Here is a 24,985-nt window from a genome sequence, read left to right as displayed (position 1 = left end):
GGGAGAACCGGGGTGGAGTAACACATGATGGATCTAAACACATTTGCCACTGTATTTCCGTGGACATGGCAGGTTGCTCTGTTTGTGTGCGGGTTATTGATTGGCAGTTTTCTCAATGTGGTCATCCATCGTTTGCCAATTATGCTGGAGCGTCACTGGCAGCAGGAAGCCCGGTTTCATCTTGGTCTGGCTGAACCAGAGCCCGTTTCCCGCTATGATCTCTGGTGGCCATCCTCTGCCTGCCCTGATTGCCAGCAACCGCTGCGTTTCAGAGATAACGTTCCTGTACTGAGCTGGCTGTGGCTGCGTGGTCGCTCTCACTGTTGCCTCCGACCCATTTCCTGGCGCTATCCGCTGATTGAAGTGTGTACCGCGTTGTTATTTATACTGGCAGGCAGTTGGTGGGCACCGGGATTGGCGTTACTGGGGGGACTGGTACTATTCTGCTTCCTGTTAGTGCTGTCGGTGATTGATATCCGAACCCAATGGCTGCCGGATGTGTTGACGTTACCGTTGTTGTGGCTGGGGCTTCTGTTCAATTTGTTTGAAACCTTTGTGCCCTTGAGTCAGGCGGTAGTGGGGGCAATGTCGGGTTATCTTTCACTGTGGTTGATTTATTGGCTGTTTAAACGCTTCACGGGGAGAGACGCTCTGGGATACGGTGATTTCAAGTTTCTGGCCGCACTGGGTGCCTGGGTGGGATGGTCGGCATTACCAAACCTGGTGCTGATCGCTTCATCACTGGGATTATTACTGACGTTGTTGTGGCGTGGTGTTCGGCGGCAGAATATACAGCAACCACTGGCGTTTGGCCCCTGGCTGGCGCTGGGTGGCGGTATCAGTTTAGTATTGAATGCCGTTAGTGGATTGAGTGGGTAATTGCCAGAACTCCCCTAAGCGGTATCCTCGATCGACATACCGGGGTTTATTCCACCATCAGTATGAAGGTCCCTACCCACAAAAACAGTATGAATGAAACCCCCATAAAGAAGTACTTCATTTATTTTTCTCCAGAAAAATTACTTAAGCAACGATGGCGACTGCACGTTTATTGTTCAGACTATTATCCCGACAATTATCCCACTGGCGATGCTCTGTATCACCGTCGGACTCATATCCGTCATGATGGAATTGGCGCTAAATTTACGCCTGGTGTGGGGTCAATTCAAGCGATAAACCTCTTTTGAAACAAAGACCGGCATTGAAAATATTTACACTATATTACGTGCCGTGACGTTATTTTTCTGGTTATGAATGTTTGTATTTTTCAGGTCGGCGGATGTATCGCGTTGGGTCATACCGATGATACATGTTCACCTTTCGAGAATAGTAGACGACGATGGTTTGTTATCCATATTTAGCTTACCGCTATGGCGTTTTCCCCCATCACTAATTGACATATTCCCAGTCGGTTGAAGCCTAATAATGCGCGAGATCAGTATTTTTATACATCCAATCGTTATATTGTTTTATATATAACGATTGGCAAGGGAAAAATGATGCAAAAACAATGGCGGTCATTACTGATTATTGCGCTTTTCATGATTTCGACATCGGGGTGGGCAACGCGTCAGGTTACTGATCAACTAGGACGTCGTGTCACCATACCGGACCAGGTAACCCGAGTGGTTGTCTTGCAGCACCAAACGTTGAATCTGCTGGTGCAACTGGATGCACAGGACACGCTGGTCGGCGTCTTGTCCAGTTGGAAAAAACAGTTGGGTGAAGGTTATTTACGGTTAGCACCCCGCCTGGCAACGCTGCCAATGCCGGGTGACTTGACGCAGGTTAACATTGAAAGCTTGCTTAAACTGGCCCCTCAGGTGGTGTTTGTCGCTAACTATGCGCCGCCCGAGATGCTGTCGCAGATTGAACATACAGGCATTCCGGTGATTGCGGTTTCGTTGCGTCAGGATAAAACCAGTGAGGCGGATAAGATGAATCCGGCGATGGATGATGAAGATGTGGCTTATAACGAGGGACTGAAAGCCGGTATTCGTCTGATTGGTAACGTGGTAAATCGCCAGTCACAGGCAGAAGCGCTGATTGCTTATACGTTTAAACAACGGAGTATCGTGGCGACGCGTTTAAACGATATTCCGCTGACCAAACGGGTGCGTGTTTATATTGCGAATCCTGATCTCATGACCTACGGATCGGGTAAATATACCGGGCTGATGATGTCCCATGCTGGGGCTATCAACGTTGCTGCCGCTTCGGTGAAAGGATTTCGGCAGGTATCGATTGAGAACGTATTGCAATGGAATCCACAGGTCATTTTAGTGCAGAATCGTTACCCGGATGTGGTGGGACAAATCATGCATGATCCGGCATGGCAGTCGATTGATGCGGTCAAACATCACCGGGTATATCTGATGCCTGAATATGCCAAAGCCTGGGGCTATCCGATGCCGGAAGCACTGGCGATTGGTGAATTATGGTTGGCAAAGCAGCTTTATCCAGCGCGTTTTAAGGATATCAATATGCAGCGTGCCGCCAATGACTACTACCAACGCTTTTATCGTACGGATTACCAACCCTCTGTTCTCGCTACAGTAAAATGATGGGGGGCAGTTACCGAATCACGTTGTTGTTGATTGTACTCATGACGTTACTGATCGCCGTAGGATCGCTCGCGGTGGGCCAGTTTGAGCTGCCTATCGAGCGTATTGTGTCGATTCTGATTTCACCGTTTACTGGCGTAGATTCGACTATCACTGAGGTGGAAAGACAGGTGGTGTGGGATGTCCGGCTACCGCGCGTATTGTTGGCATTGTGCGCCGGTAGTGGGCTGGCGCTATGCGGTGCCGCATTACAAGGGGTGTTTCGTAACCCGCTGGTTGATCCACACATTATTGGTGTGTCGGCTGGTTCCGCTTTCGGTGGCACATTGGCTATCCTGTTTGGCTGGCCGCCTTTGTTGTTACTGCTGTCCACGTTTACCGCCGGCATGGTAGCTCTGCTGTTGGTGTTTATGATTGCGTCACTGCTGGGCAGGCAACAGATTCTGGTATTGATTCTGGCAGGGGTACTACTCAGCGGTTTTTTCGGCGCATTAGTCAGTCTGATGCAATATCTGGCGGACACGGAAGAAAAACTACCCAGCATCATATTCTGGCTGTTAGGCAGCTTCGCTACGGCACAGTGGGATAAAGTGATGATGCTGGCCGCATCGTTGACGGTGGCGGGTGGACTTTTACTGCGATTACGCTGGCGCATCAATGTGCTTTCCATGGGAGAGCAGGATGCCACCACGTTGGGTATTCCCGTTCCGTTGTTACGTTGGCTAATCCTGACGCTCTGCGCGCTGATTGTCGCCGCACAGGTTGCGGTAAGTGGCTGTATTGGTTGGGTGGGCCTGGTGGTTCCTCATCTTGCGCGCTTGTGGGTCGGTCCGGATCATCGTCGCCTGTTGCCGGTATCGATGTGGCTGGGCGGCGGTTTTATGGTGTTGGTTGACGATGTGGCCCGCAGCCTGACGACGGCGGAGTTACCACTCAGTATCATTACGGCATTGTTGGGCGCACCGATGGTCGTGTTGTTGCTGTGCCGTAACCGAAGGGAGAATCGATTGTGACTGCCCCGATGTTGACAACAGAAAGTCTGGTGTGTGGTTATTCTGCCGGGCAAACGCTGTTCGCTCCGTTGAATCTCCACATTCAGGCTGGTGAAATTACCGCCATATTGGGGGGGAATGGACGAGGGAAAACCACGCTGATGCATACGCTGCTTGGGTATTTATCACCGTTAGCGGGCTGCGTAACACGTTATGGCAGTATCGGGTTTGTGCCACAGCGGTTTGCGCCATCTTTTGCCTACAGTGTGCTGGATATTGTACTGATGGGACGGGCAAGTAAGATTGGCTGGTTATCCATGCCTTCAGCGCAGGATATCGCACTGGCCACTGCGGCGTTATCCCAACTGGATCTGATGGATTTGGCGGATCGACCATTCAATACGCTATCCGGCGGGCAGCAACAGCGGGTATTGATTGCCCGGGCACTGACCACGGAGTGCCAGATCCTGATGTTGGATGAACCTACGGCGGCACTGGATTTACAGCATCAGGCCAGTGTGCTGCAACTGCTGCGACGGCTGGCAAAGGAGCAGGGGATTAGCGTGGTGTTTTCCACCCACGATCCTGCGCAGGCGATGATGATCGCGCAGCGCTCACTATTGCTGATGAATGACGGTGAATGTCTGCATGGGCTAAATGGTGACGTTCTGACGGAAGACAATCTGACCCGGCTGTATGGCATCCCGGTTAAAATGCTGACCGTTGCGTTCGCTCAACAGCATTATCGTACCTTGATCCCCCTGTTTACGGCAATGGAGTCCTAATGAATCGGGCATTACGCGTCTTTGCCGCCGGCAGTCTGAGACAACCTTTCAACGTGCTGCTGAAAACATTCACACAACATTATGGTGTGGAAACCGAACCCACGTTTGGCCCTGCGGGGTTGTTGTGCCAACAACTGATGACCGGGGGTGTCGCCGATTTGTTTGCCTCCGCTGACTGTGGGCATCCGTTACGCTTGCAGTCGCAGGGAATGACCGGGAAAACGGCTCGTTTTGCGACCAATCAACTGTGCATAGTGATGCGCAATGATCCCGCATTGACTGGACAAGACTGGTTGTCAACATTGCTCGATTCGCGCTTCACACTATCAACCTCTACACCGGGTAGTGATCCTGGTGGCGACTATGCACATCAGTTTTTTGATCGGATCGAGTGTTTGCATCCCGGGAAAGGAGACCTGCTGCGCAGCAGGGCGAAACCTTTACTGGGTGCGGGACTCAAGTCATTGCTTCCGGCGGGGACGATAGCTAGCGCTAACCTGATCCTTACCGGACAGAGTGATATCCATATCGGTTATGCCAACTACATTCCACAGATGCAGCGTTATCCCGAACTGCACATTGTTAAACTGGCAGCACCTTATGCCGTTACGGCAGAATATATGCTGGCAACGCTCAAACCTGAGCAGCCAGAAGCGGTATTACTGGCGCGTTATCTGTTGTCTGAAACGGCACAGTGTTGTCTGGCCGAATATGGTTTCGGAACGGTGATGTAACGAACGGTGTTATTTTGCCGCACGGTCAGGAGAGCGATTCTGGTATGATGTCTGCCGTTTTACGCTGGCGATGGGCTGGCGTCGCCTTCGCTAACGGGAGCACTTACCTTGATTTCCACCGATTTTTCTTCTCTCCCACTTCCCGCGTCACAATTATCCAATTTGCAGGAACTGGGGTATGCCGCGATGACACCCGTGCAAGCGGCTGCGTTACCCGCCATTCTGCGCGGTGAAGATGTGCGGGCCAAAGCCAAAACCGGCAGTGGTAAAACGGCCGCTTTTGGTATTGGTCTACTGAACACCATTGAGACAAGTTCATTTACCACTCAGTCGTTGGTGTTATGCCCTACACGAGAGTTGGCCGATCAGGTAAGCAAAGCGCTGCGTCGACTGGCGCGGTTTACCCAAAATATTAAAATCCTGACCCTCTGTGGTGGGCAGCCGATGGGGCCACAACTGGATTCGCTGGTTCATGCTCCTCACATCGTGGTGGGAACACCGGGACGGGTTCAGGAGCATCTGCGCAAAGGATCATTGTCTTTGGCCGCGATGAAAATTCTGGTACTGGATGAAGCCGATCGTATGCTGGATATGGGGTTTACCGAGGCGATTGATAATGTGATCAGCCATACTCCATCTCAGCGACAGACATTGTTGTTTTCCGCTACGTATCCGGCGGAAATTGCGCGTATCAGCGCCCGGGTACAGCGTCAGCCAGTCAGTATCGAAGTTGATGAAGAACACGATGATACCGCTATTGAGCAGCATTTTTACGAGACATCCCGTGAACGTCGGCTTCCACTGCTGGTTGCGCTATTGAGCCAGCATCAGCCGGCCTCCTGCGTGGTGTTTTGCAATACCAAGCGTGAGTGTCAGAGCGTGTTCGACGCGCTGGCCGCACAGGATATCAGTGTGCTGGCACTGCATGGCGATATGGAGCAGCGGGATCGCGATCAGGTATTGGTCCGTTTTTCCAATCACAGCTGTCGCGTGCTGGTAGCAACGGATGTGGCCGCACGGGGGCTGGATATCAAGCAACTGGAACTGGTGGTGAATTTCGAACTGGCGTTTGATCCTGAAGTGCATGTGCATCGTATCGGACGTACCGGGCGGGCGGGTATGCAAGGGCTGGCGATCAGCCTGTGTACGCCGGAAGAGATGAATCGTGTTCATCTGCTGGAAGATTATCTCGGTATTACCGTGAACTGGCACCAGGCAGCGTCGGTAGGTGGTGGCGTGGTGGCACTGGAGCCGGAAATGGTCACGCTGTGCATTGACGGAGGACGTAAGGCTAAAATCCGTCCGGGCGATATTCTTGGTGCCCTGACAGGGGACGCTGGTTTAACCGCAGCGGAGGTGGGTAAAATCGATCTGTTTCCGGTTCATGCTTACGTGGCTATTCGTAAAAGCAGTGCCAAGCGTGCTTTGCAACAGCTTCAACAAGGGAAAATCAAGGGAAAAAACTGCAAAGTTCGGTTGTTACATTAAAGCTGATATCCGCTTGTATAAGCCCGATACAAATCGATAATCACGTGGTAGGCTGGTAACTTATGTCTGGAACAATGTTGCTACCGGATGTTAACAAAATGGAGTCGGCACAAGAGGATGAGGCCCGTTCGACGGTGATGCCGTGTGGCTAAGTGAGTCAAGCTGTTATGCCCACTCCATTCATACAGTTAATCAACAGGGAGAAACTGAGCCTGATGCAGAAAACAGAAGTGGACCTGCGGCTGGCGGAAATTGACCAACGCTTAACGATGCTATTGGTGCCGGGATTACGTGACAGTGATGACGAACACTGGCAAAGCTGTTGGGAACGACGATTCCCTTTCTGGCAGCGTATTCGTCAGAAAGAGTGGTATCAGGCAGATCTTGACCGCTGGGTGTCGGCGATTCGCCGTGAGCTGTCGGCCTGTACCCAGCCGGTGATTTTAGTCGGTCACAGCTTTGGGGCACTGGCTTCCTGCTATGTCGTGCAGCAGAAAATAGAAGGCATTGTCGGGGTGATGTTGGTAGCACCTGCGGAACCTATGCGTTTTGAAATTGAAGATCGTATTCATCCAGATTTGCTAACAGTGCCCAGTTTGGTATTTGCCAGCCATAATGATCCGGTAATGACGTTTTCCCGCGCAAAATACTGGGCGAAGGCTTGGGGTAGTGAACTGGTGGATGTTGGCGAAGGGGGGCATATCAACGCGGAGTCCGGTTTCGGTCCGTGGGAATATGGGCTGCAACGTCTGGCTGAATTTGCCGAAAAAATCGTACCTTGATCACATTGTCTGGGGAGACGTTCCGCGTCTCCTGTGATCGTCTCCTTTTCTATCCCGGCGTGCCCCCCTCCTTTTAAACTGGTTTACTTATCGCCGTATCTTCTCTGATATTCAAGGTCGGAAAATAATGGATAAAATTACCCTGATTACCGGGGGATCTCGTGGTATCGGTCGCGCAACAGCACTCTATCTCGCTGACAAAGGGCATAAAATCTGTATTGGTTACCATACTCGTAAAGACAGCGCTCAAGAGGTTATTTCGGCTATTTGTCATAAAGGTGGTAAAGCTATCGCTGTTCAGACTGACATCGCAGATGAAGAACAGGTGCTGGAACTGTTCCGACAAACCGACAAAGATCTGGGGTGCCTGTCTGGTTTGGTGAACAATGCCGGGATCCTTAAACCACAGGCAACCATTGAGCAGGTGAATGCTGATCGTCTGAACGCGATATTTGCCACCAATGTAGTGGGGAGTTTTCTCTGTGCACGTGAAGCTGTCAAACGTATGTCCTTCAGACATGGCGGGCAGGGCGGTGCCATTGTCAATGTATCATCTGCTGCATCCCGGCTGGGTTCGCCACATGAATATGTTGATTATGCTGCTTCGAAAGGGGCAATTGATACTCTGACGATCGGCTTGTCGCAGGAAGTTGCCGGGCAAGGAATACGGGTTAATGCCATTCGTCCTGGATTTATTTATACCGAAATGCATGCTGATGGTGGAGAAGCCACCCGCGTCGATAGGATAAAAGATAATCTGCCGATGAAACGCGGCGGTCAGCCTGTCGAGGTCGCACAAGCGATAGCCTGGTTGCTGTCTGATGAGGCTTCTTATGTCACCGGGAGTTTTATCGATCTGGCTGGTGGGAAATAGGCATCGCGCTAAATGGTGTCCCGCAGTAAACCAGCTAGAGAAACGGTAATATAAAAAGGCCGTAGGTAGCATACGGCCTTTTTGATTATATTTACTGCCCTGACCAGGAATGAATGGATTTATCCCGAACCTGTAATTTTTGTGCCGGGGTGAGTTTGTTATAGCCGTTACTCATACCGCTTTCCCAGTCGCCATACAAGGGATTAGGTAACACAATAAACTGTGTGCCAAATTTGATCTGGTTATGGCGGACAAATTCACGTCGCTTGGCATTTTCCTTATGGTAAGTGGCGGCGCCAAAATCATTCAGATTATCGCCGATATACAACACGATATCGTTTCCGGCTGACTTGACGGTGTTAAAGCGTTCCTGCTTGTTCGAATTCCCGGTATTTAGCAACACAGTTTGTGCTGATACACCGGGGAAACCCAATTTAATCATGTTATCGCGGGTATCATTAAATTCTGATTGTTGACGGTTTGAGATATAAACCATCTTCCCGCCGTGGCTATTAACATAGTTGGCGAACTGCACCGCGCCTGGAATAGCCGATGCCTGTTTGGCTTGAATCCATTTTGACCAGCTTTTACTGTCAAAAGGTTGGTCATGCTTGACTTGCCAGCCGCTATAAAGACTGTTATCCAACATGGTTTCATCAAGGTCAACTACGACAACCTTCTTCTTGCCTGGTGCGACGGATGCATTATCAAAAGCACTCCGTGCGGCGTTAAATGCTTGATAGCATAATGCCTGATATTCGCCTGATTCCTGGAACCAGTTAAGTGCCAGCACGCTCTGATTGGATAATGTGGCCTGTGCTTCCTGCTGCGCTTGTTGTACACAACCGGTTAAGGCCAGCAATACGACCAGTGTCCCTGCCTTGAAGGTCAAATTTCTCATTGTCTCTCCTGTATGTATTCTGCCTGATAAAAAATAAAACTTATCAAATCAGTACGACTATAGGCTGTAAAGCTATTCATGCCAGTTTTACACACCTTACTCAGTTCAGATGACGAGAAAACTTTATTTATTAACACATCGGTTTTTCGCCTGGAATTACCACGATATATAATGTAATGCTTTTTATTTATAACGAATTTTATAGATAACATCGTATTCTACTGATGAATTGCCTACTGACATCACACATAGAGACTACTTTATGAAACTGGAATCGCTGGCTTTACACCACGGATATGTATCAGAAGCGACCACGAAATCGGCCGCTGTACCTATCTATCAGACAACCTCTTACACCTTTGATGATACTCAACATGGCGCTGATCTTTTCGATCTAAAAGTGGCAGGCAACATCTACAGCCGTATTATGAATCCAACGACTGACGTGCTTGAACAGAGGCTCGCCGCTATTGAAGGTGGTGTCGGTGCGTTGGCGGTTGCTTCTGGTATGGCTGCCATCACCTATTCCATACAGGCATTGACTGAAGTTGGCGATAATATCGTCAGTACCAGCCAGCTCTATGGCGGTACTTATAACTTCTTTGCACACACGCTACCGCGTCAGGGCGTTGAAGTCCGGATGGCTAACTTTGATGATTTTGACGGGCTTGAATCGCTTATCGACGATCGAACGAAAGCACTGTTTTGTGAATCTATCGGCAACCCAGCAGGCAACATTGTCGATATTGCCCGTCTTGCACAAATTGCTCACCGGCATGGTGTCCCCGTGATCGTGGATAATACGGTGGCAACGCCTGTATTGTGCCGGCCTTTCGAACACGGTGCCGATATCGTGGTTCATTCACTGACTAAGTATATTGGCGGACACGGTACGACTATTGGCGGAATAATTATCGATTCAGGAAAGTTCGATTGGGTTGCCAATAAGTCTCGCTTTCGTTTATTGAGCGAACCCGATCCTTCTTATCATGGCGTGATTTATACCGAAACGTTTGGTCCTGCTGCTTATATAGGCCGTTGCCGTGTCGTACCGCTGCGTAGTACGGGTGCTGCACTCTCGCCGCATAGCGCCTTTTTATTGCTCCAGGGGCTTGAAACATTAAGTCTTCGCATGGAGAAGCATTGTAGCAATGCACAGGCGTTAGCCGCTTTTCTTCAGAATCATCCTTTGGTTAACTGGGTTAACTACGCCGCGCTTCCTGACAGTCCTTATAAGTCGAACTGTGAAAAAATAACTTCTGGCAAGGCTTCAGGGATTGTAAGTTTTGGAATAAAGGGGGGCAAAGATGCCGGTGGACATTTCATCGATGCATTAAAAATGATCTTACGACTGGTTAATATCGGTGATACCAAGTCCCTGGCTTGTCATCCTGCCAGTACAACCCACCGACAGCTTAACCCGGATGAGTTGGCTCGCGCCGGTGTGAGTGAAGACTTAGTCAGGATTTCTGTTGGTATCGAGAATATTGAAGACATCATTGGTGATATTTCACAGGCCCTGGACGCTTCTCAAAAATAATATCTTTGGCTCTCCTGATAATGACCACATTTCATGTTGAAAGACGGAATTAAAGGAGAGCTAATATGGAAATCCCCGCGACAAAACGATGTGTTTATAAACGGGGTTTTTCGTCATCTGAACTGAGAAGATCGCTGTGATCCGAAGGGTAGATAAGCTCATAAATCATGTTTCATCGATAGTCAAATTATGGCTATTAAAGTTGGGCTGTAATGGACTTTTATGGAACTGAATGGGATGTTGTTTCTATTTTACTTGGTGATTTTATGCACCATGGGATGTGTGGAAAGTGGTTTTGGTGTCCCCAGCAGGAATCGAACCTGCAACTAGCCCTTAGGAGGGGCTTGTTATATCCGTTTAACTATGGGGACGTTAAGGGAGGCCATTATACTCAATTCTGCCTTGATCATAAGCACTTATCGGCTCGATTGCTCAATCCGCCACCACTCGGTCGTGATTATTTTTCTCTTATAGGATTTTTCTTCGCTTTTGGCGGTGGTGTCGTTATTTGAGTGTTCATGGTTGCCAACATCCAATGCCTCTGCATCCGTAAACCTCGCTGCCTGATACGCCAATATGAGACGTAACCCTTTGACAGCGGACAATAGTCACCTGTGGTATTATTACTGTCACAAAAAGTGGTGACAAACTTTCGATATGGGAGCACTGCGCCTAATTTGTATCTATGCTAATCAGTAGGCTGGGTCTTGTGGTAGCGCCAGACATGGTCTGGATGGTGCTAACCACCTCGTCGCGGAACAATTCGGCAACAAAATTCAAAAGTGAGAAAATATGAAAGTGACCAGATGCATGTCTAACGCCGTTGCGGGAATGACCATTAAGGTATCGTCCAGCGTTTAGTGGTGGAAACTGCTTATCACTTTTATGATTTGGTTGAGGGTTACTGAGCTTCGTCTATTTACTGCACAAATATTACTGAGCCGCGGCTTAACTGTCTGATTAGTGCACCATGCTGAGAAAAATGTAGCGGGAAACATGTATGCCAATCACTCAATTGTGAAGAAATCGCACATTTGGCGCTAGCGCTACACAATTGGTTACAGCAGGATCCTCATACTGAAATCATGGGCCTGCGGACCTGATTTTCACCGCCGCTGAAGTGAGATCAAGTATCTGCGATTGCGGGCAAAGTAGATGCGGTGAAATAAAATGTTACACTGTTAGGAAGGCTATCACTTTATTTTCTTAATCCATTCTTAACTGAGAAAGTAAATGCACATTTCTGCCAAATGGCTACACGAAAATGATCAGGGAGAACTATTATGAATTTCCGCCTGAGTGGAGTGGTATTGACGAGTTTATTGCTCGTCGGATGCGCCAGTTCCAATGAGTCTGCTCCACCACAGCGTTCAGACCCTTTTGAAGGCTTTAACCGTTCTATGTTCAACTTTAACTATTATGTCCTGGATCCCTATCTGATTCGTCCTGCCGCTGTCGTCTGGCGTGATTATCTGCCGCAGCCTGCGCGTAACGGACTTGATAACTTTTTCACCAACCTGGCTGAGCCAGCTGCCATGATTAACTATTTTATCGAAGGCAATCCTTATAGAGCGATGGTGCATTTTAACCGTTTCTTTCTTAACACTTTGCTGGGAATGGGCGGTTTTATTGATGTGGCGTCTATGGCGAATCCTAAACTGGCGAAGGACGAACCACTCCGTTTCGGCAGCACGCTCGGGTATTATGATGTGGGGTATGGCCCTTACATTGTCTTGCCGGGGTATGGTAGTGCGACAATCCGTGAAGATGGTGGCGATGTCGTGGATACGCTTTATCCGCCATTGAGCTATCTGACTTTTTGGATGTCGGCAGGGAAGTGGATGTTGGAAGGATTGGAAAGCCGGGCCCAGTTGCTGGATTCCGATGGCTTGCTGCGTAATTCGTCAGATCCTTATCTGGTTGTTCGCGATGCATACTTCCAGCATAATAATTTCCTGGCTAATGATGGTAAGTTCACGCCACAGGTGAATCCCAATGCGAAATCAATTGAAAGCAGCTTGAGTGAGATAGATTCAGGCAAATAACTATGCCAGTTTGTTCTCCAGAGCGCCCTGGCCGGGACCGGAGAGGTTGGCAATTATCGAGTCTGAACGGTTGCTGTTGCGTGATGCCGTTCACTTGAACCGGAATACCACGTTTGGTTTCCTGTAGATGCCAAACGTGGTCGTTGCCTGGGTATTCCGGTTTCTTGGATGACGAGCATTGTCTACATTATGGCGACCTAAAGGCTGTGATCAGAATTTGTAGTTGACGTTGACACCATAAAGCCAGGCTTTGCCTTGGGAAGTGAAACTATAGGAAGGTAACGACGCACTCACTCCCGGTTCCGTTATGTTCACTTTTTGTCCATGCATGTAAGACACCCCGACGTCGACAGACGTATCTTTATTGAACGCATAAGTGGTACCGGCACTCAACCAGAAACGATCTTGATCGGGGATGGAGATAGTGCGTTTATCGGAAGGAACCGGACTATCGTCATAGGCAATCCCGGTGCGGAACGTCCAGTTATCGTCAAAGTAATAGGTCGTTCCCAGCGCAATACGGTAGACATCATGGAAACTTTCATCTTTAAGAAACAGCGTTTGTCCATTGCTACCCGTGGCTTTCAGTTGTTGGAAATGACTCCAGCCAGTGTAAGTGAGGCTGTAGTGAACCGCCCATTTTGGGGCTACACGGTGGTAAGCGGAGACTTCCCACATTTCCGGCAGATTAAGAGTTAATTTCCCAGGTATTGTTGCACCCGCAGTGGAAATGGCGCTGCTGAATTTGCCATCAAAATCAATATCTACTTTTGATCGATACGTAAAGCCGAAACGATTGTTTTGATCTAACTCGTACAGGATGCCCGCGTTCCAGCCATATCCCCAGTCATTGCCTTCAAGTCGGGTGATTTCAGCAGAAGAACTCAGACCAAATGCCGGTCCGATTTCACCTGCATTACGCACGATTTTTGCGTCGGCATAAACGGCGTCGATTCCCAGGCCAAAACTGAAATGTTTATTAAGCCGGTAGGCGGCGCTGAGGTTTAGGTTCGACGTCGACAAATCGGTTTTGCCACCGATTGAGCCTGCAGAGTAATTGTCACTGAATTCAGTCGACAAACCATAGTAGGTGACGGCAGAAGCGCCTACGGCCCACTGCTCATTCAACGGCATAATGAAATGGAGATTCGGCACCCAGGCATGTGGGGCAATGTTTTTTGCCCCCGCATCCTGGCCACTGGAACTGGAGCCAGATAGATTGATATCAGGATTAATATAGGTCACGCCACCAGAGATTGCTGGACGATCAAACAACGTCATAGTCGCAGGGTTACGGCTACCGGACGTTGCGTTATCAGCTACGGCACTTTCGCCAGAGAAAGCACGTCCGAGACCTGATGATGAATATTCATTGAGTTGAAAACCGGCAGCGGAAGCATTAGTGGATATCATGGTCACAGCGGCAGCAAGTGACCATTTTTTTAGCGAGCTTTTCTGGTTGTTCATGACCAAAACCTCATCATCTGCTCGTTATTTAATTCTGTTGCACATGTAACAAAGGATGCGCACTTCAGGGAGGGCTACGGGTGAGCAGAGTAGGCCCAGTGGCAAAAATATAAAAAACAAAGCTAAGAATATTTTATTAAAATGTTAAAAATGTTAGCAAAATTATGCGTAAAGCGAACGAAATATAACGAAAATGGTAGCTTTCTTTATGTTTATTTACATTTTCTTTTTTGGTAAGCCGTCCAGAAATGTGATTGGTTTCACTTAATATCCCTGTGACCAGTAAGTTCTAGTGATATCTCTCAGTGACGAGTAAAATGAGCTGGAAAATATCATTTTACGATCTAGGTCGTGCCTGCCCGTCAGGTTATTGCCGTAGGAGAGTTTTGCGATGACAAATGTAATGAATAATTGCCATGCCGAAGAAACAGCTGCTTGTTGTTGTGTTGATGTAGGTACGGTGATAGACAACACTGACTGTACGGCCTCTTATAGCCATGTATTTGTTGCTCGTGCTGAAGCAGAATCCATGCAAAAAGCGTTGTCGGATAAAGCGCGGGCGGTAGAATCAGACCCCTGCATCATTAGCAGCACGTTGTCAGATGTGGAAGGTGGGGTAAAACTGGACATGAATTTCATCTTCAGCTGCCAGGCTGAAACGTTGATTTTTCAGTTAGGTTTGCGTTAATTCCTTTCCTGTCAGGGGGATGCTTTCCCCCTTTCTTAACTTCTTTTCAATACCTCATTCCTGATCTTGTTTTTTATTCAGCAAAGCTCGCCATAAAACGTGGTTAACGTCTATTTTTATTACTTATTGGTTTGTTGGTTGTAATAATGTAGTTAACAATGAAATCAAATCATATCAGTCGTACCCCTCTTCTTAATATCAGCAGGAGTATTTATGGGCGAGGTATTACCAATGGTAACCCGTCGGGGCGATCGCATTGCGATTGTCAATGGGTTACGTACCCCGTTTGCCCGTCAGGCAACGGCGTATCGTGGTATACCGGCTTTGGAATTGGGCAAACTGGTAGTCACAGAGCTATTGATACGTAGCGGTATTGACTCGGAACTTGTTGAGCAACTGGTTTTTGGTCAAGTGATTCAGATGCCTGAAGCGCCGAATATTGCACGGGAAATTGTCCTGGGAACAGGCATGAGCGTTCATACCGATGCCTACAGCGTTTCGCGTGCCTGTGCTAGCAGTTTTCAGGCGGTAGCCAATGTGGCAGAAAGTATTATGGCCGGTACAATTGAGGTAGGTATTGCGGGAGGTGCGGATTCATCGTCGGTATTACCCATTGGTGTCAGTAAGCGACTGGCTCGTATATTGGTGGATCTCACTAAAGCCCGTAACCTGAGACAACGACTGGCCTTGTTTGCTCAACTGCGCTTTAACGACCTGTTGCCAGTGTCGCCAGCCATCGCCGAATATTCGACTGGACTACGGATGGGTGATACCGCAGAGCAGATGGCTAAAAGCTATGGAATTACCCGTCAACAGCAGGATGCATTGGCGCATCGCTCACATCGTCTGGCGGCACAGGCATGGCAGCGTGGTGTGCTGCGTGATGAAGTGATGACCGCCTATGTGCCTCCTTACCAACAGGCGGTAGAGGAGGACAATAATGTTCGCCATGACTCCTCTCTGGCGCAGTATGCGCGGTTACGCCCCGCATTTGATCGCCAACATGGCACCGTCACTGCGGCTAACAGCACACCAATGACGGATGGTGCCGCCGCGGTATTGATGATGAGCGAATCCCGGGCCAATGCGTTGGGATTGACGCCTCTCGGTTATCTTCGCAGTTACGCTTTCATCGGCATTGATGTGCGGCAGGATATGTTACTAGGACCCGCCTACGCCACGCCGCTGGCGCTCGATCGTGCTGGTATCACCCTATCAGATCTGACCTTGATTGATATGCATGAGGCCTTTGCGGCACAAACGTTAGTTAATCTGAACCTGTTCGCCAGCGCCGATTTTGCCCGGCATCAACTGAGGCGCAGTGAGCCGCTGGGAAACGTGGATATGGATAAATTCAATGTGTTGGGGGGATCAATTGCTTATGGGCATCCTTTTGCTGCGACGGGAGCACGTATGATCACACAAACATTACGTGAATTACGGCGCCGTGGCGGTGGTTTGGGGTTAACCACTGCCTGTGCGGCCGGAGGATTGGGGGCCGCAATGATTCTGGAGGTGACAGCATGACGGAACAGCCGGCAATTGTAGCGCTGGAGAAGGAGAAATCAGCTTTCTCGCTGACGTTGCGACCCGATAACATTGGTATTATCACGATGGATGTCGCGGGTGAAAAAGTGAATACCCTGAAAGATCAATTTGCCAGGCAAATCATGGCGGTATTAACCCAGGCGCAACAGCATGCCGCTCTGCGGGGATTGATTTTTGTGTCAGCCAAAGCGGATTCCTTTATCGCCGGGGCCGATATCACCATGTTGGATAATTGCACTGATGCCAAACAGGCCGAAGCGTTAGCCAAAACAGGGCAGGAGACACTGGCGTATATCGCCGGACTGCCTTTTCCCGTCGTAGCCGCCATTCATGGCGCTTGTCTGGGCGGTGGACTGGAGCTGGCACTGGCTTGCGATTATCGGGTTTGTACCACAGAGGATAAAACCGTATTGGGATTGCCGGAAGTTCAGCTGGGTTTGTTACCTGGTTCAGGCGGAACACAGCGTTTACCCCGTTTGATTGGCGTTGATAAAGCGCTGGATCTTATGCTGACCGGAAAACATGTTCGCAGCCAACAGGCTCTCAGGCTGGGTCTGGTGGATGACGCCGTACCACACAGCATTTTGCTGGAGACGGCCGCGGCGATGATACGACAAGGCAAGAGAACATCATCGTCAGTGAATTGGCGTATCGGCTTTATGCATAGTCGTCTGATCAGATCGTTGTTGTTTAGGGTGGTTAAACAGAAAACACAGGCCAGGACGCAGGGACATTACCCGGCCACCGGGAAAATTATTCAAGTGGTACGCGATGGCTTGGAAAAGGGTGAAGCGGAAGGATATCTGTCGGAAGCACGGGCGTTTGGCAAACTGGTCATGTCACCAGAGTCCATTGCTCTTCGTGGTCTGTTTTTCGCCGCTACAGCGCTGAAAAAAACGTCGGAAACCGGTGATGAATCGCGGGTGATCCATCGGGTTGCTGTGTTGGGTGGTGGTTTGATGGGGGGAGGTATTGCCAGCGTAACGGCGATTCGAGGCGGGCTGCCAGTAAGAATCAAAGATATTCAGGAAAAAGGGGTAAACCGCGCATTAAAGTGCCATTGGCAGAAGCTTGAAAAACAGCTAACCCATCGACGCATAACACATATTGAGCAGCAACGGCAAATGAGCCTGATGACGGGTAGTACGGATTATCATGGTTTTGAGCAGGTCGATATTGTTATTGAAGCGGTATTTGAGGATTTGGCCCTGAAGCAACAGATGGTGTCAGAGGTTGAGCAATTTGCTTCACCTGATACGATTTTTGCTTCGAATACGTCCTCGTTGCCTATTCATCAGATTGCCGCCAAAGCCAGTCGGCCAGCACAGGTTATAGGACTGCATTATTTCAGCCCGGTGGACAAAATGCCGCTTGTTGAGGTTATTCCCCACACGGGTACTAGCGCGGAAACTATTGCCACTACGGTGGCATTAGTAAAAAAACAGGGAAAAACGGCTATTGTTGTCGCTGACTGCGCGGGGTTTTACGTTAACCGGATTCTGGCGCCTTACCTTAATGAAGCGGCACGTTGCCTGCTGGAAGGCGAGCCAGTAGATACTATCGATCAGGCGCTGGTTCGCTTTGGTTTTCCGGTCGGGCCTTTTACGCTGTTGGATGAAGTGGGAATTGACGTTGCGATAAAGATTGTTCCGATCCTGACTCGTGAGCTGGGTGAACGTTTCAGTGCGCCTCCCGCGCTGAAAGTTATTGCCAGCGATGATCGCCAGGGACGGAAAAATGCGCGTGGATTTTACCGTTATGGTCATCAGCGGTATATCTGGCAACGGTCTAAGAAAAATGTTGATAATACCGTTTATCCGTTGCTCGGTGTTACCCCGAAAGCGCATTTGGATTCGGCATTGATGGCACAACGTTGTGTGATGCTGTTGTTGAACGAAGCAGCGCGTTGTCTGGATGAAGGCATTATTCGTAGTGCCCGCGAAGGTGATATCGGTGCGGTATTGGGTATTGGTTTTCCACCATTTCTGGGAGGACCATTTCGCTATATAGATCATTTGGGGAGCGATACGGTGGTTAAAACACTGCAAGTACTACAACAACATTATGGTGATCGTTTTGCGCCTTGTCGCGCTTTGCTTTCCCGGAGTGAAAGCGCGGAACCGTATTTTTATCCTTCAAGGCATTCTGATAGGTCCTCCCTGCAATCTGAAATCTGAGGCAGGGTAATTAGCTTTCAGGGATTCACTCGATTGCCTCTTCCCTGCATTTTGAAATCTATTGGGTATATTACGAATGGCGGTCATCTATACCGAATAGATCTTTTTATTAAATAGACTCAGAAGCCAATAATTAATTAGCTCATTGCGTTTTAACAGTGATATACCCTATTGGGATATGACCATAAAATATGTTGATGTAAAAACGGTGAATATAGTAAAAAAACAGCGCGCATTGCAGCAGAATGTGCATGTGATAAATGAGCTGAATAAGTCGTGAGTCTACTGATATAACAGGGGGTTTTGATTCCCTGGATGTTGGGCATAACCCTAAAATAGGACAGGAGAAAAATACAGTGAGCTTTCATTAGTAAATGTAGATGAACAATCCCATTTTTCCAATCGCATGAAATGGAATTGTCATAAATAAGCGTCACGATGTATTTAGAATAAAACTGGCATTATTTGTTCTGTATTTATTATTTTATCGGGTTTTTGTGCTTATTTTGTCTTATTGTTTGGGCGAAAATAACGGAAAGAAAATAAATAAAGGCATTGAAAAGAATATTGTTTTTATAATGACAGTGTCAGCTATCCCATACGCAAGAGTAATGTGCTGAAAAGGCAGAAAATTACATCCCAATGCGTGATATGACGCTTTTGTCGGATAGTCGAGTGGTGTGGCTGGTTGCTATCCAGGGGTAAATGGGGTAAAAAAATGCGCTTTGTGTTGGTTAAAACTGCTGCAAATATGCATTCAAGTACGCTGTTCCAGTCTGTGATGTAGAGCAACACGGGGGGACGGCGTTTCAGGTAATCTATGATTGTTATAAATTTTTACCATCATTTTCATCAATATAGCGGTGTAATATGCAAGTTTTGATCATGCGTCATGGTGATGCTGTACCTGACGCAGCCAGTGATGCGCTCAGGCCTCTTAGCGCCCGGGGTTGTAATGAGACACATCAAATGGCTGCCTGGTTGAATAATCAGGCGATTGATATCGATCGAGTCTTGGTCAGCCCTTATCTCCGTGCCCGTCAGACGTTGCAAGCTGTGCGGAGCACACTTCCCCTGCCAGAGGAAGACGAATGTCTGCCGGAATTGACACCAGGTGGTGATGCGAAACTGATAAGCTACTATTTGCAAACCCTGGCAAAAGAAGGGACTGGCGGTGTGCTGATCATCTCTCATTTACCGCTTGTTGGCTATCTGGTCGCCTCGTTGTGCCCTGGTGAAACCGCACCGATGTTCGCTACTTCAGCGGTTGCCTGTGTGAACCTGGAAGCTGAGTCCGGTGTCGGCGAATGCCACTGGCAAGTGAGCCCTTCGCAGTTAACGATTAAAGCCAGTAGTTAGCCAAGCCCACCTGGTCCTATTATTTTATTCCACTGTCGGAATATCCATTGCGACAAGTACCAATAGCGCGGCGTCGCCGCCGAATTCTCGTGGTGCCTGATGAAACGCCAGCACATCGGGGTGTTGGGCCAACCAGAGTGGCGTCTGCTGTTTTAGAATGTGTTTGCCGTGTCCATGCATGACGCAGGCGCAATACACATGTTCGCGGCGGCAGGCGGCCAATAGTGCCCCAAGTTCCTGTTTTGCTTCCTGCTGCGTCAGTCCATGTAAATCCAGAAAAAGCTCTGGTGAATAGTCGCCACGGCGCAACTTTTTCAGTTCGTAGTGGTTGGTATCAGGACGAATGTAGCGCGTCGGCCCTTCATTATCTAACTGGGGCTGAAATTCGTCAGAGAAATAGAAGCTGGCATCTACCTGTTCCTGTGTCACCCGACGAGGCGCTAATTCCCCAAGTTTACGACGTTCTGGTTTATGAACAAAAGTATCCTGACGTAACCGACGGGCTCCTGTCACAGAGGAGCGGAAAAGCTGTAATTCCTCCTCATTTAGCGTGTATTTTTTTTTCATAACGGTTTCACTTCGCGATAATTTCCTCACAGTGTACATTTTCTTTCTGACGTCACTAAATAAAACTCGGTATTACCGGGCGTTGGGCGGTGATATCTGCTGATTTGTCGTAGGCTTCATGGCAAACTAGACGCCGACTTTATATTGAGAGATATCTGCGGAGGGCAGACTTGGACAAAATTTTCGTCGATGAGGCGGTCAACGATCTGCATACTCTTCAGGATATGTTGCGTTGGACCGTGAGCCGGTTTAACGCAGCCCATGTCTATTATGGTCACGGTACTGATAACCCGTGGGATGAAGCGCTGCAACTGGTATTGCCCAGTCTGTTTCTGCCGCTTGATATTCCCGAGGATATGTACCGTGCCCGATTGACCTCCAGCGAACGCCACCGCATCGTTGAACGGGTGATCCGCCGGGTGAACGAACGTATTCCGGTAGCCTATCTGACTAATAAGGCCTGGTTCTGCGGACTGGAATTCTATGTGGATGAACGTGTTCTAGTGCCGCGTTCCCCGATTGGAGAGTTGATCAACAACGGCTTCCAATCCCTGTTGCCCACATCGCCGCATCATATCCTGGATCTGTGTACTGGCAGCGGTTGTATCGCTATTGCCTGCGCCCAGGCTTTCCCGGAAGCTGAGGTGGATGCGGTGGATATTTCCCCCGATGCGCTAGCGGTAGCTGAGCAGAATATCCAGCAGCATGCTATGGAATATAACGTTACGCCAATCCGTTCTGATCTGTTCCGTGATTTGCCTGCCATTCACTATGATTTGATCGTGACCAATCCCCCGTATGTGGATGAAGAGGATATGGCCGATTTGCCACAGGAGTTCCGTTATGAGCCAGCACTGGGACTGGCGGCAGGTAGCGACGGGCTCAAGCTGGTACGCCGGATTCTGGCTTGTGCGCCAGATTATCTCAGTGAAGAGGGCGTGCTAATCTGTGAAGTGGGCAACAGCATGGTGCATTTGATGGAGCAGTATCCGGATATTCCATTCACCTGGCTTGAATTTGAACACGGTGGTGACGGCGTCTTTATGCTGACTCGATCACAGTTGGTGGATTGCAAAACGCATTTCAGCATTTACCGCGACTGAGTCTGTCCGGTAACGACCTAATTCTTTTATCACGCTAAGGAGATGTGATGGCAGGAAACAGTATTGGTCAGTTTTTCCGTGTCACCACCTTTGGTGAGTCTCATGGTATTGCCTTGGGCTGCGTTGTGGACGGCGTCCCCCCCGGTATCCCGTTGACTGAAGCAGATTTACAGCACGATCTTGATCGCCGTCGTCCGGGAACTTCCCGCTATACCACCCAACGTCGGGAGCCGGATCAGGTCCGTATTTTGTCCGGCGTATTTGAAGGGGTGACTACCGGAACCAGTATTGGCCTGCTGATTGAGAATACTGATCAGCGCTCGCAGGACTACGGTGCTATTAAAGATCTGTTCCGGCCGGGGCATGCAGATTACACCTATGAACAGAAATACGGGATCCGAGATTACCGTGGCGGTGGGCGGTCCTCGGCTCGTGAAACCGCGATGCGTGTGGCTGCCGGGGCAATTGCCAAAAAATATTTGCAGCAACAGCATGGTATTCAAATCCGCGGTTATCTGGCCCAGATCGGGGAAGTCAGTTGTGAATTGAAAGACTGGGAGCAGGTTGAACAGAATCCGTTCTTTTGTCCGGATCCAGATAAGCTGGAAGCCTTGGATGAACTGATGCGTGGGCTGAAGAAGGCCGGGGATTCCATTGGAGCCAAGATCACGGTGGTAGCGGAGTCTGTCCCGGCAGGGCTGGGAGAGCCGGTGTTTGATCGTCTTGATGCCGATTTAGCCCATGCACTGATGAGCATTAATGCTGTAAAAGGTGTGGAGATCGGTGACGGCTTTGCGGTGGTGACCAAACGCGGCAGCGAAAACCGCGATGAAATAACTCCGGATGGTTTTCAGAGCAACCATGCTGGCGGCATTCTGGGTGGTATCAGTAGTGGTCAGGCAGTTATTGCACATCTGGCACTGAAGCCTACATCCAGCATTATGGTGCCAGGCCGCACGATTAACCGCGACGGTGAAGCAACCGAAATGGTTACCCGTGGGCGTCACGATCCTTGTGTGGGCATTCGTGCTGTTCCTATCGCTGAGGCGATGATGGCGATTGTACTGATGGATCATCTGCTGCGTCAGCGGGCTCAGTGTGGTGATGTTGTCAGCCAGGTTCCCCGTTGGTAAGGCAGCATGAAAACAGGTTTGATAGCAATGGCGGCACTGTTGCTGAGTGTCGCAGCCGAGGCAAAAACGCCCTGGCAGGAAGTTACCCACCCGATAGCTGGCACAGCACAGTCCATTGGCAGTTTTGCCAATGGCTGTATCATCGGTGCGCAACCGTTAGCGCTGCAATCGTCGGATTATCAGGTTATGCGCGTCGATCAACGCCGTTATTTCGGTCATCCGGAGCTAGTGGCGTTTATTTATCGTCTGAGCTCGCAAATACGTCGTGCCACTGGGGCGGAATTGCTGATTGGCGATATGGGAATGCCTGCCGGTGGTCGTTTCAGTAGCGGCCATGTTAGCCACCAATCTGGTCTGGATGTGGATATCTGGTTACAACTACCTCGTCGCCGTTGGAGCCAACAACAACTACTTCAACCACAACCTGTGGATTTGGTGATGGCGGGTGACCGGCAAGTCAATCCTCATCTGTGGCGACCTGAGATCGACTATTTGATAAAAACGGCGGCACAGGATAGAGACGTAACACGTATTTTCGTTAATCCGGCGATTAAAAAGCAGCTTTGTCGTGAAGCCGGTGAGGATCGTGCATGGTTGCACAAAGTCCGCCCGTGGTTTGCTCACCGTGCCCATATGCATGTCCGTCTGCGTTGTCCGGCCGATAGTCTGGAGTGTCAGGAGCAGGACTCTCCGCCCGCAGGTGATGGTTGTGGGGCTGAACTTTCCAGTTGGTTTCAGCCGCGCCAGCCGAGTACTAAAACACCAGTAAAAACGTTACCACCCCCGTTGCCCCCGTCATGTCAGGCACTCGTTGACAGACATTTTAGTGTGGAATAATTCATGGAATGGTTTGTTGTAGGGCCAGAAATGCTGGGCCTGTTGTTTTTCGTTGGCATGCTGGCGGGGTTTATTGATTCGATTGCTGGAGGCGGCGGATTGTTGACCATTCCTGCATTGTTAGCGGCGGGGCTTTCGCCTACGCAAGTCTTGGCGACCAATAAGCTCCAGGCCGTGGGCGGCTCTTTTTCCTCCAGCTTGTATTTTATCCGCCATCGCGCGGTAAAACTGGGAGAGCAGAAACTGGCTATCGCTTTTACTTTTGTGGGGGCGGTTTTCGGTGCCTGGCTGATTCAGCAGATTCATGCCGGTTTCTTGCGACAGCTTTTACCGGTACTGGTGATCGGGATCGGCCTTTATTTCCTGTTGGTGCCCAAAATAGGAAATAATGATCGGCAGCGTCGTTTATCCGCTGTGCCGTTTGCTCTGGTTACTGGTGGCTGTGTCGGATTTTATGACGGTTTTTTTGGGCCGGGAGCGGGATCTTTCTTTGCTCTCGGTTATGTCACACTGCATGGTTTTAACCTGGCGAAAGCGACTGCTCATGCCAAAGTACTAAACTTCACATCCAATTTTGGTAGCCTGCTATTTTTTATTCTGGGTGGAAAAGTCGTATGGGGATTGGGTGGGGTGATGCTGCTGGGACAAATCATTGGCGCGCGCCTCGGTGCCAGAATGGTCTTGACCAAAGGACAAAAACTGATTCGTCCTATGCTGGTGATGGTTTCTGCACTGATGAGCTGTAAGTTAATTTATGATAGTCACGGCAGCGCTATTTCGCAGTGGCTGGGACAGATCTTTTCATGACAACGTCACCACAACACACCGTAGTTCATCGCTATGATCAACTGATCCAACTGTTTAATGACTGCTTTAGCCGCGATTACAACACTCAGTTAATCAAGGGTGAGGATGAACCGATTTATCTGCCAGCGGATGAACAGGTGCCCTATCACCGGATTGTGTTTGCACATGGTTTTTATGCCAGCGCCATGCACGAAATTTCACACTGGTGTATTGCGGGCGCAGCGCGTCGTCTGCAAGTGGATTTTGGTTACTGGTATTGCCCCGATGGGCGCGATGCCGAAACTCAACATCAGTTTGAAGACGTTGAAATCAAGCCTCAAGCGTTGGAGTGGTTGTTCTGCGTCGCGGCGGGTTTTCCCTTTAATGTTAGCTGCGATAACCTCAATGGCGAGGTAACGCCGGATCGTATTGCGTTTCAACGGCGGGTCCACGGCCAGGTTATGCACTATTTGCAGCATACTATTCCTGAACGTCCGGCGCGCTTTATTAACGCGTTACAATTGTTTTACAATACAGCGCCACTAACGAGCACGGACTTTCCATACCCCGACGATCTCTGCTGAGTGACCGGTAAATATGAATAACTGAGGACGA

General features: G+C 49.4%; 22 protein-coding genes and 1 tRNA gene. 19 read left to right on the top strand and 4 right to left on the bottom strand.

Going from position 1 to position 24,985, the window contains the following annotated elements:
* Window positions 1–27: 27 nt before the first annotated feature.
* The 8 genes from PCO85_15325 to PCO85_15290 all read left to right on the top strand — a co-directional run bounded on the left by PCO85_15325 (window position 28) and on the right by PCO85_15290 (window position 8,219).
* Entirely contained in the window at window positions 28–879 is an 852-nt protein-coding gene (locus tag PCO85_15325; GenBank protein WJV56101.1) for an A24 family peptidase, read from the top strand.
* Window positions 880–1,496: 617 nt separating this feature from the next.
* Window positions 1,497–2,564, top strand: coding sequence for an ABC transporter substrate-binding protein (locus PCO85_15320; protein WJV52591.1), 1,068 nt, complete (start codon window positions 1,497–1,499; stop codon window positions 2,562–2,564).
* Window positions 2,561–3,577 carry an iron ABC transporter permease gene (locus tag PCO85_15315; protein ID WJV52590.1) on the top strand — a complete coding sequence of 339 codons (1,017 nt, stop codon included), beginning with the start codon at window positions 2,561–2,563 and terminating at the stop codon, window positions 3,575–3,577. The genes PCO85_15320 and PCO85_15315 overlap by 4 nt, the downstream gene beginning before the upstream one ends.
* On the top strand, window positions 3,574–4,341 hold the full coding sequence (locus PCO85_15310) for an ABC transporter ATP-binding protein (GenBank protein WJV52589.1): 768 nt from the start codon (window positions 3,574–3,576) through the stop codon (window positions 4,339–4,341). Before PCO85_15315 ends, PCO85_15310 begins: the two co-directional genes overlap by 4 nt.
* Window positions 4,341–5,075, top strand: a complete 735-nt coding sequence (locus PCO85_15305; GenBank protein ID WJV52588.1) for a molybdate ABC transporter substrate-binding protein — start codon at window positions 4,341–4,343, stop codon at window positions 5,073–5,075. Before PCO85_15310 ends, PCO85_15305 begins: the two co-directional genes overlap by 1 nt.
* A 108-nt stretch (window positions 5,076–5,183) precedes the next feature.
* A complete protein-coding gene (dbpA, locus tag PCO85_15300) occupies window positions 5,184–6,563 on the top strand; it encodes an ATP-dependent RNA helicase DbpA (protein ID WJV52587.1) in 1,380 nt (459 codons plus the stop codon).
* 215 nt (window positions 6,564–6,778) lie between these two features.
* The gene (locus tag PCO85_15295; GenBank protein ID WJV52586.1) at window positions 6,779–7,345 is read left to right on the top strand and encodes an alpha/beta hydrolase; all 567 of its coding nucleotides are present in this window, start codon (window positions 6,779–6,781) and stop codon (window positions 7,343–7,345) included.
* A gap of 127 nt (window positions 7,346–7,472) precedes the next feature.
* Complete coding sequence (locus tag PCO85_15290) at window positions 7,473–8,219, top strand: SDR family oxidoreductase (protein ID WJV52585.1); 747 nt, start codon at window positions 7,473–7,475, stop codon at window positions 8,217–8,219.
* A gap of 91 nt (window positions 8,220–8,310) precedes the next feature.
* Here PCO85_15290 and PCO85_15285 read toward each other — a convergent pair whose 3' ends face one another.
* Entirely contained in the window at window positions 8,311–9,120 is an 810-nt protein-coding gene (locus tag PCO85_15285; protein WJV52584.1) for a 5'-nucleotidase, lipoprotein e(P4) family, read from the bottom strand.
* 262 nt (window positions 9,121–9,382) lie between these two features.
* Here PCO85_15285 and PCO85_15280 point away from each other — a divergent pair, with 262 nt between their 5' ends.
* The gene (locus tag PCO85_15280; protein WJV52583.1) at window positions 9,383–10,660 is read left to right on the top strand and encodes an aminotransferase class I/II-fold pyridoxal phosphate-dependent enzyme; all 1,278 of its coding nucleotides are present in this window, start codon (window positions 9,383–9,385) and stop codon (window positions 10,658–10,660) included.
* Between the two features lie 296 nt (window positions 10,661–10,956).
* On the opposite strand, the gene PCO85_15275 is transcribed toward PCO85_15280, so the two are convergent.
* Window positions 10,957–11,031: transfer RNA gene (locus tag PCO85_15275), tRNA-Arg, on the bottom strand.
* 912 nt (window positions 11,032–11,943) lie between these two features.
* Here PCO85_15275 and mlaA point away from each other — a divergent pair.
* Entirely contained in the window at window positions 11,944–12,705 is a 762-nt protein-coding gene (gene mlaA, locus PCO85_15270) for a phospholipid-binding lipoprotein MlaA (protein ID WJV52582.1), read from the top strand.
* Window positions 12,706–12,915: 210 nt separating this feature from the next.
* Here mlaA and fadL read toward each other — a convergent pair whose 3' ends face one another.
* Window positions 12,916–14,172: a long-chain fatty acid transporter FadL gene (fadL, locus tag PCO85_15265; GenBank protein ID WJV52581.1), complete on the bottom strand. Its 1,257-nt coding sequence runs from the start codon at window positions 14,170–14,172 to the stop codon at window positions 12,916–12,918.
* A 391-nt stretch (window positions 14,173–14,563) separates the two neighbouring features.
* Between fadL and PCO85_15260 the strand changes: the two genes are divergently transcribed.
* The 4 genes from PCO85_15260 (at window position 14,564) to sixA (ending at window position 19,944) form a co-directional block, all read left to right on the top strand.
* A complete protein-coding gene (locus PCO85_15260) occupies window positions 14,564–14,860 on the top strand; it encodes a YfcZ/YiiS family protein (protein WJV52580.1) in 297 nt (98 codons plus the stop codon).
* Between the two features lie 213 nt (window positions 14,861–15,073).
* Window positions 15,074–16,387 carry an acetyl-CoA C-acyltransferase FadI gene (gene fadI / locus PCO85_15255; protein ID WJV52579.1) on the top strand — a complete coding sequence of 438 codons (1,314 nt, stop codon included), beginning with the start codon at window positions 15,074–15,076 and terminating at the stop codon, window positions 16,385–16,387.
* On the top strand, window positions 16,384–18,585 hold the full coding sequence (gene fadJ / locus PCO85_15250; protein WJV52578.1) for a fatty acid oxidation complex subunit alpha FadJ: 2,202 nt from the start codon (window positions 16,384–16,386) through the stop codon (window positions 18,583–18,585). The genes fadI and fadJ overlap by 4 nt, the downstream gene beginning before the upstream one ends.
* A gap of 870 nt (window positions 18,586–19,455) precedes the next feature.
* Window positions 19,456–19,944, top strand: coding sequence for a phosphohistidine phosphatase SixA (sixA, locus tag PCO85_15245; protein ID WJV52577.1), 489 nt, complete (start codon window positions 19,456–19,458; stop codon window positions 19,942–19,944).
* A gap of 24 nt (window positions 19,945–19,968) precedes the next feature.
* Here sixA and smrB read toward each other — a convergent pair whose 3' ends face one another.
* Complete coding sequence (gene smrB, locus PCO85_15240) at window positions 19,969–20,511, bottom strand: endonuclease SmrB (GenBank protein WJV52576.1); 543 nt, start codon at window positions 20,509–20,511, stop codon at window positions 19,969–19,971.
* A 170-nt stretch (window positions 20,512–20,681) separates the two neighbouring features.
* Between smrB and prmB the strand changes: the two genes are divergently transcribed.
* Genes prmB through PCO85_15215 form a run of 5 tightly spaced genes read left to right on the top strand, consistent with a single transcriptional unit; the run spans window position 20,682 to window position 24,954 of the window.
* On the top strand, window positions 20,682–21,614 hold the full coding sequence (prmB, locus tag PCO85_15235) for a 50S ribosomal protein L3 N(5)-glutamine methyltransferase (protein ID WJV52575.1): 933 nt from the start codon (window positions 20,682–20,684) through the stop codon (window positions 21,612–21,614).
* A 47-nt stretch (window positions 21,615–21,661) separates the two neighbouring features.
* Complete coding sequence (gene aroC, locus PCO85_15230) at window positions 21,662–22,747, top strand: chorismate synthase (GenBank protein ID WJV52574.1); 1,086 nt, start codon at window positions 21,662–21,664, stop codon at window positions 22,745–22,747.
* Window positions 22,748–22,753: 6 nt separating this feature from the next.
* On the top strand, window positions 22,754–23,584 hold the full coding sequence (mepA, locus tag PCO85_15225; GenBank protein WJV52573.1) for a penicillin-insensitive murein endopeptidase: 831 nt from the start codon (window positions 22,754–22,756) through the stop codon (window positions 23,582–23,584).
* A 3-nt stretch (window positions 23,585–23,587) separates the two neighbouring features.
* Window positions 23,588–24,391: a sulfite exporter TauE/SafE family protein gene (locus tag PCO85_15220; protein ID WJV52572.1), complete on the top strand. Its 804-nt coding sequence runs from the start codon at window positions 23,588–23,590 to the stop codon at window positions 24,389–24,391.
* On the top strand, window positions 24,388–24,954 hold the full coding sequence (locus tag PCO85_15215; protein ID WJV52571.1) for an elongation factor P hydroxylase: 567 nt from the start codon (window positions 24,388–24,390) through the stop codon (window positions 24,952–24,954). Before PCO85_15220 ends, PCO85_15215 begins: the two co-directional genes overlap by 4 nt.
* Window positions 24,955–24,985 lie beyond the last annotated feature (31 nt).

Origin of the sequence: Prodigiosinella aquatilis, from assembly GCA_030388725.1 — a bacterium.
Taxonomy (GTDB): Bacteria; Pseudomonadota; Gammaproteobacteria; order Enterobacterales; family Enterobacteriaceae; genus Prodigiosinella; species Prodigiosinella aquatilis.
This window is presented reverse-complemented; position numbering and strand designations above follow the sequence as displayed.

Bases quoted from the DNA above. Each gene is read 5' to 3' on its own strand.
- PCO85_15215 (WJV52571.1), top strand. From the start codon at position 24,388: ATGACAACGTCACCACAACACACCGTAGTTCATCGCTATGATCAACTG.
- aroC (WJV52574.1), top strand. From the start codon at position 21,662: ATGGCAGGAAACAGTATTGGTCAGTTTTTCCGTGTCACCACCTTTGGT.
- fadL (WJV52581.1), bottom strand. From the start codon at position 14,172: ATGAACAACCAGAAAAGCTCGCTAAAAAAATGGTCACTTGCTGCCGCT.
- PCO85_15315 (WJV52590.1), top strand. From the start codon at position 2,561: ATGATGGGGGGCAGTTACCGAATCACGTTGTTGTTGATTGTACTCATG.
- PCO85_15325 (WJV56101.1), top strand. From the start codon at position 28: ATGGATCTAAACACATTTGCCACTGTATTTCCGTGGACATGGCAGGTT.
- sixA (WJV52577.1), top strand. From the start codon at position 19,456: ATGCAAGTTTTGATCATGCGTCATGGTGATGCTGTACCTGACGCAGCC.
- PCO85_15295 (WJV52586.1), top strand. From the start codon at position 6,779: ATGCAGAAAACAGAAGTGGACCTGCGGCTGGCGGAAATTGACCAACGC.
- PCO85_15285 (WJV52584.1), bottom strand. From the start codon at position 9,120: ATGAGAAATTTGACCTTCAAGGCAGGGACACTGGTCGTATTGCTGGCC.
- PCO85_15220 (WJV52572.1), top strand. From the start codon at position 23,588: ATGGAATGGTTTGTTGTAGGGCCAGAAATGCTGGGCCTGTTGTTTTTC.
- PCO85_15260 (WJV52580.1), top strand. From the start codon at position 14,564: ATGACAAATGTAATGAATAATTGCCATGCCGAAGAAACAGCTGCTTGT.
- smrB (WJV52576.1), bottom strand. From the start codon at position 20,511: ATGAAAAAAAAATACACGCTAAATGAGGAGGAATTACAGCTTTTCCGC.
- PCO85_15280 (WJV52583.1), top strand. From the start codon at position 9,383: ATGAAACTGGAATCGCTGGCTTTACACCACGGATATGTATCAGAAGCG.
- fadJ (WJV52578.1), top strand. From the start codon at position 16,384: ATGACGGAACAGCCGGCAATTGTAGCGCTGGAGAAGGAGAAATCAGCT.
- PCO85_15305 (WJV52588.1), top strand. From the start codon at position 4,341: ATGAATCGGGCATTACGCGTCTTTGCCGCCGGCAGTCTGAGACAACCT.
- mepA (WJV52573.1), top strand. From the start codon at position 22,754: ATGAAAACAGGTTTGATAGCAATGGCGGCACTGTTGCTGAGTGTCGCA.
- fadI (WJV52579.1), top strand. From the start codon at position 15,074: ATGGGCGAGGTATTACCAATGGTAACCCGTCGGGGCGATCGCATTGCG.
- PCO85_15290 (WJV52585.1), top strand. From the start codon at position 7,473: ATGGATAAAATTACCCTGATTACCGGGGGATCTCGTGGTATCGGTCGC.
- mlaA (WJV52582.1), top strand. From the start codon at position 11,944: ATGAATTTCCGCCTGAGTGGAGTGGTATTGACGAGTTTATTGCTCGTC.
- PCO85_15320 (WJV52591.1), top strand. From the start codon at position 1,497: ATGATGCAAAAACAATGGCGGTCATTACTGATTATTGCGCTTTTCATG.